Source organism: Zhouia amylolytica (assembly GCF_900116365.1).
GTDB lineage: Bacteria > Bacteroidota > Bacteroidia > Flavobacteriales > Flavobacteriaceae > Zhouia > Zhouia amylolytica.
In genome coordinates this window covers 280,142-295,507 of sequence record NZ_FPAG01000006.1, presented here as the reverse complement: position 1 = coordinate 295,507, position 15,366 = coordinate 280,142, and the positions used below count along the sequence as shown (strand labels likewise).

The window sequence follows — 15,366 nt, the reverse complement described above, 5'->3', positions numbered from 1 at the left end:
AATTGGTTAGCTAGAAAAGAAAAGCGTAACAATATTGTTACGCTTTTTTTATGTAATTCAACACCTCATGATCAAAATCTCCCCCTTCTTCAAATAAAAACTCATTGTGAATTGGAAGGAAAAACAAATTATCTACCCGACCTTTTAAGCGCACATAGTCTTTCTCAGTAGTCAGTATAAGCGATCGCTCCTTTAAAATGCCTATCTCCTTTTCAGAAAAATGATGATGATCAGGATAGTCGATATGTTCAAAAACAAGACCTAAGCTCTCGAGATAAGAAGTTAAAGGTTGAGGGTTCGCAATTCCGGTAACCAAGGTAAAAGTTTTCCCTTTGAGAAAAGCCAGTGAATGACGCTCTCGCTCTGAATAAATCAGGGTAGAATAAACTATTTTAGAAAAATAGATCTTCTGATGTTGACATAGACCAATTCGTTTTGTCACCAGATCCTTATCTTCTTTAGACAACTTTTCCGGACATTTAGTTACAACAATAACATCCGCGTTATCAGCCCTGTTAACCACATCTCTTAAATTTCCTGCTGGCAATAATAAATCATCGACATACAAGTCATTATATGTGGTAAGCAATATATTCATTCCAGCAACAACCTTGCGATGCTGGAAAGCATCATCAAGAATCACACAATCAGGATTACAAAGTTTTTGAAGCGTTTCTATCCCATGTTGTCTATCAGCATCCACGGCAACATGAACCCCCTTAAACTTTGTATAATATTGAAACGGTTCATCACCAAGCATCTCTACAGTGGTCTTTTGATCTGCAAGCAGAAACCCTTTAGATTTCCTTTTATAACCCCTGCTCAATACGGCGATATTAAAATCAGTCTTCAACAAATTAATAAAGTACTCAGTCATTGGAGTCTTTCCCGTACCACCAACGCTTAAATTCCCTATACATATAATAGGGATGCTATATGATTTTGCTTTTATGAATCCTTTATCGTATAATAGATGTCTTAATCGGATCACCCATCCGTAAAGCCATGAAAAAGGCAAAAGTATTTTTCGAAATTGCCACATGAAGGCGAAAGTATAATATTTTATCTTTGAAAAAAAATGGAATAGATGATTATACAAGACCTTATTAATAATATTGAAGAATATGCTCCATTATCCTATGCTGAAGACTTTGATAACGTCGGTTTATTGGTTGGAGACGCCCAGGCAGAACTCAAGGGAATTCTTATAACACTTGACACCCTGGAGGCTGTCGTGGACGAAGCTATCGAAAAGGATTGCAACTTCATCCTCAGCTTCCATCCAATAGTTTTCAGCGGATTAAAAAAAATCAATGGTTCCAATTACGTAGAACGCACGGTTCTTAAAGCTATTAAAAACGATATAGCTATTTATGCCATTCATACAGCTCTTGACAATCATTTTGAAGGAGTTAATGCTAAAATATGCCAACGATTAGGTCTAAAAAACAGAAGTGTATTAATTCCTCAAAAAAGCACCATAAAAAAGCTAACTACTTTTGTACCTACCGCAGATGCTGAAAAACTTCGTCAGGCATTATTTGAAGCCGGAGCAGGAAGCATAGGCAACTACGATAACTGCAGTTTTAATGTTGAAGGAAAAGGATCATTTAAAGGAAATGAAAATTCAAATCCCGTTATTGGAACCAAAGGTGTAACTCATTATGAGCCTGAAACCCAGATCGGGGTAACCTATTCCAAACATAGTGAAGGAAAAATTTTGAAAGCATTATTTAAAACCCACCCATATGAAGAAGTTGCCTACGAAATAACTAAGCTGGAGAACCTAAATCAACATATTGGTATCGGTATGATAGGAGAGCTTGAAACGCCACTCGAAGAGGTTACATTTTTAAACGAACTCAAAAAGAAAATGAACACCGAATGCATACGACATTCCAAATTATTGGGTAATAAAATTAAAAAAGTGGCCGTTTTAGGGGGAAGTGGCGCCTTTGGAATAGAAGCAGCTAAGAAACACGGAGCAGATATCTATATCACAGGCGATGTAAAATATCACGACTTTTTTAGAGCTGAGGATAAAATCATAATAGCCGATATTGGTCATTATGAAACCGAACAGTACACAAAAAATCTTTTATTTGAGTATCTTACGGAAAAAATTCCTAATTTTGCACCTGCCTTACCCTTAGGTAAGATCATAATTTCAGATTGCAATACGAATCCTGTCAAGTATTTTTAAAACATATGGCAACCAAAAAAGAAGTAACAGTAGAAGAAAAATTACGCACACTATTTGACCTTCAATTAGTTGATTCTCGAATAGATGAAATCAGAAATGTACGCGGTGAACTTCCACTAGAGGTAGAAGATCTTGAAGATGAAGTTGAGGGGTTAAAAACCCGAATCGAAAAGTTGAATTCAGAACTTGAAAACCTCAACACTGAGATCAGCAACAAGAAAAACCTGATCGAAGAAGCCAAAAGCTTAATCAAAAAGTACTCAGAACAACAAAAAAATGTTCGAAATAACAGAGAGTATAACTCTTTATCTAAAGAGGTTGAGTTTCAGGAATTAGAAATTCAATTAGCTGAAAAGCACATCAAGGAGTTCAAAGCTCAAATTGAACAAAAGAAAGAAGTAATTAAGCAAACTAAAGAACGTCTTAATGAACGTGAAAGCCATCTAAAACACAAGAAAAGTGAATTAGATGATATTTTAGCTGAAACTGAAAAAGAAGAAGAAGCGCTTATCAAGAAAAGTGAAGAGTTTGAAAACTTAATTGAAGACCGATTACTTAATGCTTACAAAAGAATCAGAGGAAGTGTTAAAAATGGTCTTGCAGTAGTTTCAATCGAAAGAGGAGCATCTGCAGGTTCGTTCTTTACTATTCCACCTCAGGTTCAAATGGAAATTGCTTCTCGCAAAAAAATCATTACCGACGAGCATAGTGGTCGAATTCTTGTTGACCCTGCTTTAGCTGAGGAAGAAAAAGAAAAAATGGAAAGTATTTTTGCTACTATCTAAGATAGTGTAGAAATTCATATACAATTAAAAAAGCCACTATTTCTAGTGGCTTTTTTAATGGATAAAACATTCATTTAATTTTATCAAACTAAATGTTCTTTCTCCTTTAACTTATTCAGTATATACTGCTCCACCTCTTCATTCTTCCAGTCTTCCTCAATCCCTTCCAATTCCATTACCTCATCCATGATTTCTTTCTGAAAATCTCCAAACTCTAAAGCTTCAGCGTACGATCGTTCAGAAAATGTAACTCGCGTATATAAGGGCACCCATAACTCAGGATGTTTATCATAGAACCACGCTTCTATCTTCTTTCTTAGAATGAAATTTTCATCAGCCGTTTTATTACTCATTTCCATAAAGTTCCTGTAACTCAATGTAGCTATAGCATCTGCATTTGGTTTTCTGGCTTCTTGATAGGATTTAAATATCTGGCTCCAATCATCATTATGCAAATTCATCAAATCATTCAGCACAGTAATATCTTCAAACCCAGCATTCATTCCCTGACCATAAAATGGAACGATCGCATGGGCGGCATCTCCAATCAAAGCCACTTTATCTTTATAAGTCCACGGATAACATTTTGTAGTCACCAAGAAGCTTGTAGGGTTTTTAAAGAAGTCCTCAACCAGATTTGGGATCACATCAACCACATCAGGGAAAAACTCTTTAAAAAACGAAGCTACTTTGGCTTCGGAATTTAATACTTCAAACGAATTCTCACCTTTAAACGGCAGAAACAGTGTACATGTAAAACTTCCATCTAAATTAGGTAAGGCTATAAACATGAAATTACCTCTCGGCCAGATGTGCAAAGAGTTCTTATTGAGTTTATGCGTACCGTCGTCATTTTTTGGGATGGTTAATTCTTTATAGCCAACATCTAAAAAATGCTGACTATAATTAAACATACTCTGACGTTGCATTTTATGACGAACGCGAGAAAACGCTCCATCAGCACCAAAAACAAGATCATATTTATTTGGAGTCCACTCCCCTTTTTCCGATTCGCCTACCTGAACGGTAGCTTCTGAAAGGGAGACATCCCATACCTTACTATTAAAAATAAACCGAGCTCCTGCAGCTTCGGCAAGATCAATCATTCTTCGATTTAAAACACCACGGGAAATAGAATAGATTGCCTCACCTTCCTTTCCATAATACTGATAATACATAGGCTTATCAGGAGTATGGATTGCTCTCTTATCCATCGGAATAGCAATTTTTTTAATCTCCTCATCAATCCCCACAGCTTCCAGGGCTCTCCAGCCTCTTGGAGACATTGCCAGGTTAATGGAGCGTCCGGAAAATTCTACCTTTCTTATATCAGGCCTTCGATCATATACATCTACAACATGTCCTCTATTTCTTAAATAAATAGCTAAAAGGCTTCCTACTAATCCACTACCAACAATGGCAATCTTTTTGGGTGTCTGCATCTCTGGTTTTTATATAAAAAGTCTCGTTATGATCAGCGTCAGAACGAGTACCTAGCAAAGGTAGCGATTTATAATTTATTAGCTATTAAAACCCCACAAGACAACCATTACGCGAACAACCTTAAACAATTGACATCTAACCATTTGCTAAAAAAATCGTATATTATAAAAAAACTTATACATTATGAGTGCAGAGAAATTAAATAGAATGCGTAAGATTATTTCAAAGTTAGAAGACATCAAAAACACGCAGGAAAGTAGTATTGACAAGATCAATCATGTAATCACTGACCTCTTCCAACACCCAGATCCTAAGCTCGAAAAAGTTATGGAAGACGCTCATCAAAGAGCCTCCGACAATGTTGATATGGTAAGAGAAGCCATTAATGAATATCAAGAACGAATTAACGCATTAGATAAAAAAGTAAACCCTCCTGCAATGGAGTAATACACCAACAAAATACAGCGCTTAAAGAGGTCATTAATTGACCTCTTTTTCTTTAATAAAAGTTTAACACTTCCTCTGTGGTCCAACGACCTATAAGCCACCGTATATAAATTGTAATAGTTTTAGAAAATTACCGCTTTTTTAAAGCGTTTTTATATAACCCTCTCCAAAAACCCTTTGGATCACTTCAAAGGGTTTTTATAGAAATAGCAGGTAATTTTATATTCATAAAGTAGGTTTAGGTTTGAGTGCCCCCTTTAATATTTCGATGTTTTAGGGGGCTTTCTGTATGTTGTAAGTATTGAAGCTGTCCATCCTTTTATCTTTACTTCAACCATACTGTATCCATACTCTATCTATACTGTATCCATACCTTTGCACCGGGCCTAGAGTACCTTAAAGCAGTTATTAATGTATTTCATCTAAGGAATACTAAGCCTGAATATTGTCTTCTATATGGACCGAAAAACATCTGACGAGCGTGTTTACAACAGAAGGCTTCTTCTTGTTCAAAGAATATTTAGTCCCGGCGTTATATGGTTAGGTAGACAAAGAACACATAGCTCCCCAATAAAACCAAACCATCTCGCCACCCTAGGCGCAAACCTTTAGGAAGAAATACCAAAGGAAGCACCACAAAAGCAAATGCCAGCATCCAGTACAAATCACTTGAAAAAGCTTTATCTACGGTAATAGGGTGGACCATAGAGGTAATTCCTAAAACCGCCAGGATATTAAATACATTCGACCCTATCAGGTTCCCTAAAGAAATGGCTTTCTCCCGTTTCATAACCGCAATAACTGATGCAGCTAATTCAGGTATGCTGGTTCCAATTGATACCACGGTAATAGCAATGACCCTTTTACTAACGCCAAAGGATTCTGCCATTCCAACTGCTCCTCTAATTAAAGATTCTGAACCACCCCAAAGGGCTACACCACCCAACACCAAAAACAACACAACCTTATAAAGTTCTAAAGGCTCATCATCCTCAGCATAATCATCAACCACCGCAGGCTTCTGAAACTTCAACAGGTATACTAAAAATGCAATTAAAGCGGTAAAAAGGATAACCCCTTCTACCCTGCTTAAAACATCATCATAAAACACAAACAGGTACAATAGTATTGACGCTAACATCATTACAGGCCAGTCGGTTTTGTAAAAACTTCGCTCTACATCGATCGTGGTTAACATGACTGTTATTCCCAAAACCAATCCTAAATTGGCTATATTAGACCCTATAACATTACCCATTGCGATATCAGGGAAACCTTCAAGAGCAGCATTTACACTCACAATTAACTCCGGGGCGGATGTTGCAAACGACACCACCGTCATACCGATCACAATCTTTGGTATTTCTAATTTTAACGAAAGAGCAACGGCAGCTTTCAACAACCAATTACCCCCTAATATCAACAATACTAACCCCCCAACAATTAAAAGTATATTCATGTATTTTTAAATTTATGCGAAGATAGGAGTAAGTTTTCATTGTATGTATCCAGAATAAAAACTATTTATTTAGTTAAATAACTAGTTTTATAGTTGCGTAACTATTTTTTTAGTTATACATTTGAACACATCAATCCATTATTCTTTGGAAACAAGGAATTATAAAATGCCGGGCAATGCAGAAACTCACCAATAAAGAAGAAGAAGTCATGAAAATGCTTTGGAAGCTTGAAAAAGCTTTTGTTAAAGACATTTTAGCTGAATTCACAGAAAACAAGCCTCATTACAATACGCTTTCAACCATCATCAGGAATCTGGAAGAAAAGGGATATGTTTCTCATAATGCCTATGGCAATACCTTTCAATATTTTCCTGTTGTAAAGAAGGAAGATTACAGGAAGAAATTCATGAGCAATGCCATGAGCGACTACTTCAACAATTCATATAAAAGCTTAGTCTCCTTTTTTGCGAATGAAAGAAAAATAAGTGTAGAAGAGTTAAAGGAGATCATTAACGAAATAGAAAGGAAGAAGTAATGCCTGATTTTTACATATACCTGTCCAAAAGCGCACTCCTATTAGCAGTTTTTTATGCTAGTTATCGTGTTCTATTGCAAAAGAGCACCTTTCTGAATCTCAACCGTGCCTTCTTATTAACAGGCATTCTGGTTGCATTATTTCTGCCACTTTGGATCGTTACTGAAATAGTTTATATTGATGCCCCTACTATAGTAGACCCAGTTTTAGCAACCACACATGGAACGCAGCCCTTGCAACTTCCAGAAGAAAGTTCATTAACCCCATATGAGGTTATGCAAATCATTTATGGCATCGGGGTGTTATTTTTTGCTTCCAGATTTATCATACAGTTGCTCTCATTAGTAAGAGTCCTTAAATCAGGAACCCGTTACAAAACAGATCAATACACCATTATTGAAGCGGATTGCGTGGAAGCTCCGTTTTCCTTCTTCAATTATATTGTCATCAACAGTACCATCACTGATGCAGAGTTGGACGCGGTACTGAGTCACGAAAAGGCACATGCTTTTCAAAAACATTCTGCCGATATGCTCTTAACGCATTTAATTTGCATTTTTCAATGGTTCAATCCGATTGCCTGGCTTTACAAAAAGGCAACTAATGAAAATCTTGAATTTATAGCAGACAAAGCCACCCTGGAAGTATGGGGTAATAAAAAAGAATACCAATACCTCTTATTGGAACAATCATCCAATATCAATATTCATCAATTAAACATCATCAATACCTTTAATTCATCAATCAAAAAACGAATCGTTATGCTGAACAAACAAAAATCGAAGCGCCTGTTTTTATGGAAATATCTATCGGTAGTCCCGTTGTTAGTTCTGTTTATTTACACGCTCAATACAGAAACTATAGCGCAGATCAAAACGACCTCAAGCAGTAAACAAACAGCTTTCAATGTCGTTGTCGACAAAAATTCAACCGACACCTATTTAAGCGAACAAATAAGGTTCATAAAAGAAAATACAGGCATAGCGTTAACTTTTAATGAAGTTAATCGCAATGCCAATAATGAAATCGTTAGCCTGAATTCTTCTTTTGAATCCACTGGTAGTCGTGGAAAATACAATAGTGGCACCCATGAAAATGGCATACCCGCTTTCAAATTTCACGTATATGATGAAGCCGGAGATTATGTAACGGGATACGGACCTGTTAACGATCGATCAAGAATTTTTATGGTAAACAGAAACACCAGTGATGAAAAGCTCGACTATTTTGTAAGAACCTTTAAAGAAGAATACGGCGGAACACTCACTTTCTTCAATGTAAAACGTAATGAAAAAGGAGAAATCATAGCCATTGCTTCTAATTTTAAAGGTCCGGACGGAAATAGTGGTTCGACATCCATAGAAGGGATAATTCCTATAGGCCATTTGGTTTTCAGCTTTGAGTTTGACGCTAATGGTAAGATAAAAGAGATTGGTTACAAAACTGCTCCGGGAATTACAAAACATCAAATCGATGCATCCTTAATTGTTATAGATGGTAAGATACAAGACAATTACGACCCAAAAAGTATTGCGCCGGAAGAAATAAAACATATGAATATTCTAAAGGGAAAAGACGCCATTGATCGTTACGGGGCTAAAGGAAAAGATGGCGTGATAGAGATTTCAACTTATAAACAAGGGGAAACCAATATCACCAATACACTGAACACCATCAAATCATTAATAGTGGTAGATGGGGTAGAAAAAAAGCCAGATTTTAATGTAAATACAATTACACCGGACCAAATTGAAAGTGTAAAGATCCTTAAAGGAGAAAATGCCACCCGGGTTTATGGAGAAAAAGGAAAAAATGGAGTTATACTCATTACCACCAAAAAGGCAAAAACCAACCAAAAAACTAAACAACAAGGCTCCTCTTCTCCACAAAAAAACAACACGCCCGCTAAGGTTGCCATTCAAGGTTTTACAGGAGCTACACAAACTAAAGACACGGTTGTATATGGCATACAGAAGAAAGTTGTCGAAGGGCATCCAACCGACTCGGTTAAAAACAGCAAAACAGCTGCAAGTCCATGGAAACTATCTGTTGGTGTGAATGCTGAAGAAAACTCTGCGCAGAAGAATATGAATTTAGCTGTAGGAGTTCCTTTAGACCATAGTAGCTTTGTAATCACTAAGCGTACCTCCGACAAATTAATACAAGCTTATGTTGACGATTTAATGAAAAAAGGAATTGAGTATCATATTTCAGGTATCGAGCGTAATGAAAACGGGCATATCACTGCCATTAAAATTGTTTCCAATACATCAAAAGAAAATAAATTTGCCGGGAGTGCCACCTGGGATTCATCGCGCAATCCTGACGGAATTCCCAACATTATCATTGGTAAGGTAGACGGTATACTTGTAGCCAGATCAATTGCCACTAATTAATACGACGCTATATAAACAAAATTTTGTAGTTTAAGCCTTGAAAACTCAAGGCTTATTTATTTATGAAAAAAGCATTTTTTAAGGCATTGGCAAAATTAAATAAAGTGCTACTCCCCTCTTTTACCAAACAGCGACTCGATGTGAGCAAGGCTAAAAAGTGGCAATTGGCTATTATAGGTTGGCGTGCCTACGTAACAAAAAATGCACTTGATTAATACTTCAGTAAAGAAGCGACAGGATGACCGTCAAGTTTCTCCCTCCCATTTAAAAATGTAAGTTCCATTAAAAAGTTGCATTGAACAATTTCACCTCCCAGCTCTTTTACTAATTGACATACTGCACCAGCAGTTCCACCGGTGGCTAGCACATCATCATGTATTAAAATTTTATCTCCTTTATGAATCGCATCGGCATGTATTTCTACAGCATCTGATCCATATTCGAGATCGTAGGATTGGGCCAGTGTTTTATGAGGTAATTTATTCGGCTTCCGTACCGGTATAAACCCTGCTTTAAGATTTTGTGCCAATAACATGCCAAAGAAAAAACCTCTACTCTCTACTCCGATAACCTTATCGATCTTCTGGTCTCCTATAAGCTTTAAAAGCTGTCCTACTGTATAATTATAAGCATCACAGTCGTTTAACAAAGGAGTGATATCCTTAAAAACCACACCTGGTTTTGGAAAATCTGGAATATCGCGGATGTATTGTTCTAAATTCATGCCTAAAAATAACAAAATACCAAAGTATGAAAAAACGAATTCAGCTTAAATACGTATTCTGGTGATGACTTTAAAACCACTGAGTTCCATATCAGTGAAAAATGCAAAATTTTAACGATTGACAGTACATAGTTTTATATTTTTACAGCTATGAATGAAAAATACAAATATTACTACGACCCAAACACTCGAATTCTTTATCGAGCCCACTACGGTAATATCAGTATCGAAGACATTTTTGAATCCTGGAATCTGGCTATTAAAAACAACCTCATTCCAAAAGACGTTAATGGCTTTATATTAGATTACAGAGATGCCAATTTAAATGTAAATTTAGCTGACCATAAAAAAATCATTGCTTATTTCGATACAAGAGAAGATCAGTTTGGTGGCAAAAAGTTTGCTGTCCTTGTCGACACCCCTAAAAATACGGTTGTCCCTTTTGTCATAGAACACACCCCAAAACATTATATCCTCAAAACCTTTAACACAGAAGAAGCGGCTATAGATTGGATGTTAAATAATGAGTATCCGTAAACACAAAAAGTATGAGTACTTACCAGCGAAAAACGCCCTTAAAAAATGACTGCGCCATTGAAAAAGCCTTACATGTTATTTCAGGCAAATGGAAGCCTGCCATTTTAAGTACACTACTTCAACATAATCTACGATTAAAAGATATTCAACAAGGCTTACCGGAAGCTTCCAAAAGAGCTTTAACCCAACAGCTGGGAGAAATGTTGAACGACGGGCTCATACATAAGAAAGATTTTGATGTATACCCAAAGAGAACTGAATATAGCATCACACCTTTAGGATCGAAATTAGTTATTGTATTTGAATCACTTACTGAATTTGGAGAAAACTTATAATGGGGCATAATTTGCCCCTTATTGTTTGCTAAAACGGCTCCACATACCTTTGTTCTCATAATTAAAAAGACACATGATGAACAAGAAAACAGTTATTATCCAGGGAAGCTCGAGAAGTAATGGGAACACCAATCGGATGACCTCTTTTTTACAAAACAACTTTGGTTTTGAGGTTGTCGACCTAAATACCAAAAACATTCATCCTTACCATTATGACTACAGGTACAAGAATGATGATTTCATACCTACCATAAAAGAGATTGTTACCAAATACGACACTATAATCTTCGCAACCCCTATCTATTGGTATACCATGAGCGGGATCATGAAAAACTTTTTCGATCGTATTACGGATTGCCTGAAAACAGAAAAATCAATCGGAAAGCAATTAAAAGGCAAAAACATGGCTGTTTTAAGCTGTGGATCGGATGCCGAATTAAAAAAAGGATTCACGATGCCTTTTGAAGAAAGTGCCAAATATTTAGGCATGGAATATTTAGGAAACATACATACCTGGATTGCTGATGAGGAGATCCCGCCACAAGTGAAAGGCGGATTAGAAAAGTTCGCCAGGGAGCTTAAAATTTAACATTACTTAAATAACATTGGTAGTTATTCTTCAAGGTAAAGGCAGTATTTTTATCTTAGGAATTAATAAAAACATAACGATCATGCCTCATTTTATTATTGAGTGTTCGCAACCTATAATTGAACATCAACGTCCAGAAGCTATTATTGAAACCGTTTACAACACCACTGATGCCACGAACCTGTTTGCTAAGGGTGACATCAAAGTCCGCATTAATCCTTACATCTATTACAATGTGGGAGGAGACACCAAGGACTTTATTCATGTATTTGGCAATATCATGGAAGGGCGTACTGAGGAACAAAAAAATAATTTATCAAGAAGTATTGTAAAAGCATTAAAAGAAATGTTCCCGGAAACACCCATTATTTCTATAAACATCAGAGATTTTGATAAATCCGGGTATTGCAATAAAAGTATGGTGGAATAGTTAAAGCGTTTCATGAAGTATTTAACAGACATTCTAAAGCTTTCAACACTTCGCACACAAGATCATCGGCAATTGTTTCAACTTATGAAACAAATTTACCCGCCTGTATATAAGCATTTATGGCCAGATGAGGGTGAGCGCTATCTAAATTTATTATACAATCCGGAAAATTTTAAAAAAGAGTTAGCTAACCCTAATTCTAAATACTATTTAATTTGGTACGGATCGGAAGCTATTGGTATTTTAAGAGTTTTACTTAACGAGGCTCTACATGAATGTAATGATATAAAGAGCGTAAAACTTCAACGCATATACCTTTCTCCTTCAGTACAAGGTAAGGGAATCGGAAAACAACTCATTCAATGGGTAGAAAAAGAATTTTGCTCTCAGCAAGAGACTATACTCTGGTTAGAGGCTATGGACACCCAACAAGCTGCTCTTAACTTTTACCAAAAAATGGAATTTGAAATCGTAAACCATTTTAAGTTTAATTCTGAATTTATGAAAGATGAATACCGGGGAATGTATACGATGGTTAAAAAAATTAAAAAGTAATATCTTTATAATTATCAATTTTATCAAAAACAATGGGACGAAAATTAGACAGTATAAAACCCCGACTTAAAAAGTTTATAGAATCGCAAAAAGTATTTTTTGTGGGAACTGCAGCTGATGAAGGAAGGGTAAACATTTCTCCCAAAGGCACAGACTCCTTTAGGGTTATAAACGAAAATAAAATTGTGTGGCTCAATCTTACCGGTAGTGGTAATGAAACGGCGGCCCACCTTTTAAAGAACCAACGGATGACTATCATGTTTTGTGCTTTTGAAGGCCCTCCACTAATTTTAAGACTATACGGAACCGCTAAAATCTTTCATAAGAGAGATGAAAAATTCCATGAATATATTACCCTTTTTGACCACAACGATGGTTCCAGACAAATCATAGAAATGGAAGTAGATCTGGTGCAAACTTCTTGCGGATTTGGAGTTCCTTTAATGGACTTTAAGGAGGAGCGTACCACACTTACGGAATGGGCTAAAGAAAAAGGATCAACAGGAATTGAAGCATATTGGGAAGCAAAAAATACTGAAAGTATTGATGGATTTGAAACTAAGATTTTAAACGATTAACGTCCATTTGTAATACGATGCTTTTCGATTTTTCATTCCCCTGTTCATCCATTCCAATATTTGAGTAGCTCCATTCAGATCGGCTTAAATCATTCTTAGTATCTTTACTTTATGAACAGAAATGCCATTCCAAAAGATTTAAGAACAATTATAGGGTCTGAGCCTACTGATTTTATAGTTAAGAGTAAAAAGAACTTCCCCAGAAGAAAAGGACTTACTCTATTAGCATTTGCAGGCTTTTGGAATGTTTTCATAAGTATTTTTGTGATTGCTTTTATCGTACCGATTATACAAGGAAAAGAAGTTCATTTTAAACAAAATGACATTCCGGTAACAGGAAGTTTAGAAAACTGGGAAACCATCCTGGCACCCAGTCTTATTATAGGATTGTTTGTTGTTGTTGGCATCTTCCTGTTAATTGCAGCCATTGTTCAACTCCTGCAAAAAGGTGGCTACTTTGTGGGCACCCCTACCCGATTCATCAAATATAGAAGAGGCAATACCACCATTAAAGACTGGGAGCAATTTTCCGGCAACATGAGAGTTAGTAATAAAGGAAATTATGGAAATATCGAAATGGAGTTAAGAACCGGAAAAATGAAACGTGGTAAAAACAAAAGTGAACAGTTTGTACCGGATATCATCTATATTTCTCAAATAAATAAGGTATTCGATATTGAGCAAAAATGTCGTAAACGAATTAAAGAAAACGACCCAACCCCAAGCAGATCATTAGATCAATCTGACCTAAACAATTAAAAATATGCCTCCCGAATTAGTAATAATTATCAATGAGGTTTATACCCCATCTGAGCTTTACATCTCTGAATTTATAACTGAAACTGAAAGCAAAGAATACAATGCCTGTCAATTTAAGTTAAACCATCATCGCATTCTTTACAGGAAAGCAAAAACAACCCCTAAAAAGGTCGGACAATTTGTAACCTGCTGGAAACGCAATAATGAAGGTATTACTGAACCATTGCATGAAAGTGATGCCATAGATTTTTATATGATTACGACGCAAAACGGAAATCAATCAGGACAATTCATATTCCCAAAAATAATTTTATTACAAAAAGGAATCATTGGCACTGACCAAAAAGAAGGCAAAAGAGGCTTTAGGGTCTACCCACCCTGGGATACGACGTCTTCTAAACAGGCAATCAAAACCCAGCAATGGCAACTACAGTATTTTTTCAATATGGACCAGGATAGCAATTCTCACAAAATCCAAAACCTATTAGCTAAACCACATTAAAACCTCGCATTAATTATAAAGCAATAGTCCTTATTAAACAGGAAGCTCCGGATTAAAAGAAAAGTCTCTATTGATCATGCCAGGCTAGCTCTTTATTTCTCTTTTTCTGATTTCCGGAACAATTTCTTTTCCCGGGATTGCATTTTCATATCCTTCAAACCCTAATTCTTCCGGACTTTCACCAACCCACCTGCTGGTTTTACCTGAGAATGAAATGGTTCGACTTTTTGGGTCGATTGTCATCAAGGTAAATAACGCTTCTTTATAAGGACAGGTATAGGAAATATATTTATGTTCCTTTAAAATTGACTCATCATAACTATCATGTTGAAATTTACCCCCCACCCAATAATACGAAGCTGAATTAATATGTACGTAATGAATTCCCTGCACCTCCAAATGGGCATCTATATGGGTATGCCCGTTTACGGCCACCAATATTTTATCGGAATGTTTAGCTAATAATCCTTGAACTTGTTCAGCATTATCAATAGCATAAGCTCCGGCCAAGGGTTGATGCGAAACGATCACGACAGGACCATCAATTTGCTCTAATTGCTGTTCCAACCATTGGTATTGCATTTCATTTATATAAGAAGCATAACCACCTTTATGTACTGGAGACCCTTTGTCATTACCATCCAGGACCACAAAACTGACCCCATTAATTTTTCTGACATAAAAGCGATCTGGCATTCCCCAATAATCTACACATTGTTCCCTGGTATATCCGGCATCCATATCGTGATTTCCGATCACATGTAAGGTATTTGGATGTGCATTATTAAAAAGTTCTATTACTTCCTTATTCTTATCTCCCGGATAGGCAAAATCTCCTAACTGTATCAATGCATCCGGTTTTTTACGCTTCATCACCTTAAGAAAAGCCTCCATACGCAACAAACCATCATGCATTATATCTTCATGTAAATCCGTAATCATACCAACTCTAAGGGCCTTATTTCCTTTATCAAATAAGCTAAATGCCGCCGATGGTAGTGAAATCACAATACTTGTGGCTAATGCCCCCTTAAGAAAGGCTCTTCTGTCATTCATAATATTAATTTTATATAATTTCCTATTTGTAA

Annotated in this window: 19 protein-coding genes; 14 read left to right on the top strand and 5 right to left on the bottom strand. The window is 36.3% G+C overall.

Annotated features, from left to right (window positions below; genetic code table 11):
• Positions 1-37 precede the first annotated feature (37 nt).
• Positions 38-1,042 carry a tetraacyldisaccharide 4'-kinase gene (lpxK, locus tag BM361_RS11650; RefSeq protein ID WP_074978969.1) on the bottom strand — a complete coding sequence of 335 codons (1,005 nt, stop codon included), beginning with the start codon at positions 1,040-1,042 and terminating at the stop codon, positions 38-40.
• 45 nt (positions 1,043-1,087) lie between these two features.
• Between lpxK and BM361_RS11645 the strand changes: the two genes are divergently transcribed.
• Positions 1,088-2,203 (top strand): Nif3-like dinuclear metal center hexameric protein, encoded by a 1,116-nt coding sequence (locus BM361_RS11645; RefSeq protein WP_074978968.1) that lies wholly within the window; start codon positions 1,088-1,090, stop codon positions 2,201-2,203.
• Between the two features lie 5 nt (positions 2,204-2,208).
• Positions 2,209-2,988, top strand: a complete 780-nt coding sequence (locus BM361_RS11640) for a zinc ribbon domain-containing protein (RefSeq protein WP_038261012.1) — start codon at positions 2,209-2,211, stop codon at positions 2,986-2,988.
• A gap of 83 nt (positions 2,989-3,071) precedes the next feature.
• On the opposite strand, the gene BM361_RS11635 is transcribed toward BM361_RS11640, so the two are convergent.
• Complete coding sequence (locus BM361_RS11635; protein WP_074978966.1) at positions 3,072-4,430, bottom strand: FAD-dependent oxidoreductase; 1,359 nt, start codon at positions 4,428-4,430, stop codon at positions 3,072-3,074.
• A 184-nt stretch (positions 4,431-4,614) separates the two neighbouring features.
• On the opposite strand from BM361_RS11635, the gene BM361_RS11630 reads away from it, so the two are divergent.
• A complete protein-coding gene (locus tag BM361_RS11630) occupies positions 4,615-4,878 on the top strand; it encodes a hypothetical protein (protein ID WP_038261007.1) in 264 nt (87 codons plus the stop codon).
• A 532-nt stretch (positions 4,879-5,410) separates the two neighbouring features.
• On the opposite strand, the gene BM361_RS11625 is transcribed toward BM361_RS11630, so the two are convergent.
• Positions 5,411-6,337: a calcium/sodium antiporter gene (locus BM361_RS11625; RefSeq protein ID WP_074978964.1), complete on the bottom strand. Its 927-nt coding sequence runs from the start codon at positions 6,335-6,337 to the stop codon at positions 5,411-5,413.
• A 176-nt stretch (positions 6,338-6,513) separates the two neighbouring features.
• Between BM361_RS11625 and BM361_RS11620 the strand changes: the two genes are divergently transcribed.
• From BM361_RS11620 to BM361_RS11610, 3 genes are all read left to right on the top strand, one after another.
• Positions 6,514-6,873: a BlaI/MecI/CopY family transcriptional regulator gene (locus tag BM361_RS11620; RefSeq protein ID WP_074978962.1), complete on the top strand. Its 360-nt coding sequence runs from the start codon at positions 6,514-6,516 to the stop codon at positions 6,871-6,873.
• Positions 6,873-9,269, top strand: coding sequence for a M56 family metallopeptidase (locus BM361_RS11615; protein WP_074978960.1), 2,397 nt, complete (start codon positions 6,873-6,875; stop codon positions 9,267-9,269). Before BM361_RS11620 ends, BM361_RS11615 begins: the two co-directional genes overlap by 1 nt.
• A gap of 62 nt (positions 9,270-9,331) precedes the next feature.
• Positions 9,332-9,484: a hypothetical protein gene (locus BM361_RS11610; protein ID WP_038260991.1), complete on the top strand. Its 153-nt coding sequence runs from the start codon at positions 9,332-9,334 to the stop codon at positions 9,482-9,484.
• On the opposite strand, the gene BM361_RS11605 is transcribed toward BM361_RS11610, so the two are convergent.
• On the bottom strand, positions 9,481-9,993 hold the full coding sequence (locus BM361_RS11605) for an adenine phosphoribosyltransferase (RefSeq protein ID WP_074978959.1): 513 nt from the start codon (positions 9,991-9,993) through the stop codon (positions 9,481-9,483). The two genes, BM361_RS11610 and BM361_RS11605, sit on opposite strands and share 4 nt — an antisense overlap.
• A gap of 150 nt (positions 9,994-10,143) precedes the next feature.
• Between BM361_RS11605 and BM361_RS11600 the strand changes: the two genes are divergently transcribed.
• The 8 genes from BM361_RS11600 (at position 10,144) to BM361_RS11565 (ending at position 14,278) form a co-directional block, all read left to right on the top strand.
• Positions 10,144-10,530 carry a hypothetical protein gene (locus tag BM361_RS11600; RefSeq protein WP_074978957.1) on the top strand — a complete coding sequence of 129 codons (387 nt, stop codon included), beginning with the start codon at positions 10,144-10,146 and terminating at the stop codon, positions 10,528-10,530.
• 11 nt (positions 10,531-10,541) lie between these two features.
• Positions 10,542-10,865, top strand: coding sequence for a winged helix-turn-helix transcriptional regulator (locus BM361_RS11595; protein WP_074978956.1), 324 nt, complete (start codon positions 10,542-10,544; stop codon positions 10,863-10,865).
• Positions 10,866-10,938: 73 nt separating this feature from the next.
• On the top strand, positions 10,939-11,454 hold the full coding sequence (locus BM361_RS11590; protein WP_254785816.1) for a flavodoxin family protein: 516 nt from the start codon (positions 10,939-10,941) through the stop codon (positions 11,452-11,454).
• An 82-nt stretch (positions 11,455-11,536) separates the two neighbouring features.
• Complete coding sequence (locus tag BM361_RS11585) at positions 11,537-11,884, top strand: 5-carboxymethyl-2-hydroxymuconate Delta-isomerase (RefSeq protein WP_074979061.1); 348 nt, start codon at positions 11,537-11,539, stop codon at positions 11,882-11,884.
• 12 nt (positions 11,885-11,896) lie between these two features.
• The gene (locus tag BM361_RS11580) at positions 11,897-12,439 is read left to right on the top strand and encodes a GNAT family N-acetyltransferase (protein ID WP_083425933.1); all 543 of its coding nucleotides are present in this window, start codon (positions 11,897-11,899) and stop codon (positions 12,437-12,439) included.
• A gap of 32 nt (positions 12,440-12,471) precedes the next feature.
• Complete coding sequence (locus BM361_RS11575; protein WP_074978952.1) at positions 12,472-13,017, top strand: pyridoxamine 5'-phosphate oxidase family protein; 546 nt, start codon at positions 12,472-12,474, stop codon at positions 13,015-13,017.
• Between the two features lie 111 nt (positions 13,018-13,128).
• Positions 13,129-13,776, top strand: coding sequence for a hypothetical protein (locus tag BM361_RS11570; RefSeq protein ID WP_074978950.1), 648 nt, complete (start codon positions 13,129-13,131; stop codon positions 13,774-13,776).
• A gap of 4 nt (positions 13,777-13,780) precedes the next feature.
• Positions 13,781-14,278, top strand: coding sequence for a MepB family protein (locus tag BM361_RS11565; protein WP_074978949.1), 498 nt, complete (start codon positions 13,781-13,783; stop codon positions 14,276-14,278).
• Between the two features lie 84 nt (positions 14,279-14,362).
• On the opposite strand, the gene BM361_RS11560 is transcribed toward BM361_RS11565, so the two are convergent.
• On the bottom strand, positions 14,363-15,334 hold the full coding sequence (locus tag BM361_RS11560; protein WP_074978947.1) for a metallophosphoesterase family protein: 972 nt from the start codon (positions 15,332-15,334) through the stop codon (positions 14,363-14,365).
• Positions 15,335-15,366: the final 32 nt, after the last annotated feature.

Excerpts from the sequence above, each read along its gene's own strand:
- lpxK (WP_074978969.1), bottom strand. The coding sequence starts at position 1,042 with ATGTGGCAATTTCGAAAAATACTTTTGCCTTTTTCATGGCTTTACGGA.
- BM361_RS11645 (WP_074978968.1), top strand. The coding sequence starts at position 1,088 with ATGATTATACAAGACCTTATTAATAATATTGAAGAATATGCTCCATTA.
- BM361_RS11640 (WP_038261012.1), top strand. The coding sequence starts at position 2,209 with ATGGCAACCAAAAAAGAAGTAACAGTAGAAGAAAAATTACGCACACTA.
- BM361_RS11635 (WP_074978966.1), bottom strand. The coding sequence starts at position 4,430 with ATGCAGACACCCAAAAAGATTGCCATTGTTGGTAGTGGATTAGTAGGA.
- BM361_RS11630 (WP_038261007.1), top strand. The coding sequence starts at position 4,615 with ATGAGTGCAGAGAAATTAAATAGAATGCGTAAGATTATTTCAAAGTTA.
- BM361_RS11625 (WP_074978964.1), bottom strand. The coding sequence starts at position 6,337 with ATGAATATACTTTTAATTGTTGGGGGGTTAGTATTGTTGATATTAGGG.
- BM361_RS11620 (WP_074978962.1), top strand. The coding sequence starts at position 6,514 with ATGCAGAAACTCACCAATAAAGAAGAAGAAGTCATGAAAATGCTTTGG.
- BM361_RS11615 (WP_074978960.1), top strand. The coding sequence starts at position 6,873 with ATGCCTGATTTTTACATATACCTGTCCAAAAGCGCACTCCTATTAGCA.
- BM361_RS11610 (WP_038260991.1), top strand. The coding sequence starts at position 9,332 with ATGAAAAAAGCATTTTTTAAGGCATTGGCAAAATTAAATAAAGTGCTA.
- BM361_RS11605 (WP_074978959.1), bottom strand. The coding sequence starts at position 9,993 with ATGAATTTAGAACAATACATCCGCGATATTCCAGATTTTCCAAAACCA.
- BM361_RS11600 (WP_074978957.1), top strand. The coding sequence starts at position 10,144 with ATGAATGAAAAATACAAATATTACTACGACCCAAACACTCGAATTCTT.
- BM361_RS11595 (WP_074978956.1), top strand. The coding sequence starts at position 10,542 with ATGAGTACTTACCAGCGAAAAACGCCCTTAAAAAATGACTGCGCCATT.
- BM361_RS11590 (WP_254785816.1), top strand. The coding sequence starts at position 10,939 with ATGATGAACAAGAAAACAGTTATTATCCAGGGAAGCTCGAGAAGTAAT.
- BM361_RS11585 (WP_074979061.1), top strand. The coding sequence starts at position 11,537 with ATGCCTCATTTTATTATTGAGTGTTCGCAACCTATAATTGAACATCAA.
- BM361_RS11580 (WP_083425933.1), top strand. The coding sequence starts at position 11,897 with ATGAAGTATTTAACAGACATTCTAAAGCTTTCAACACTTCGCACACAA.
- BM361_RS11575 (WP_074978952.1), top strand. The coding sequence starts at position 12,472 with ATGGGACGAAAATTAGACAGTATAAAACCCCGACTTAAAAAGTTTATA.
- BM361_RS11570 (WP_074978950.1), top strand. The coding sequence starts at position 13,129 with ATGAACAGAAATGCCATTCCAAAAGATTTAAGAACAATTATAGGGTCT.
- BM361_RS11565 (WP_074978949.1), top strand. The coding sequence starts at position 13,781 with ATGCCTCCCGAATTAGTAATAATTATCAATGAGGTTTATACCCCATCT.
- BM361_RS11560 (WP_074978947.1), bottom strand. The coding sequence starts at position 15,334 with ATGAATGACAGAAGAGCCTTTCTTAAGGGGGCATTAGCCACAAGTATT.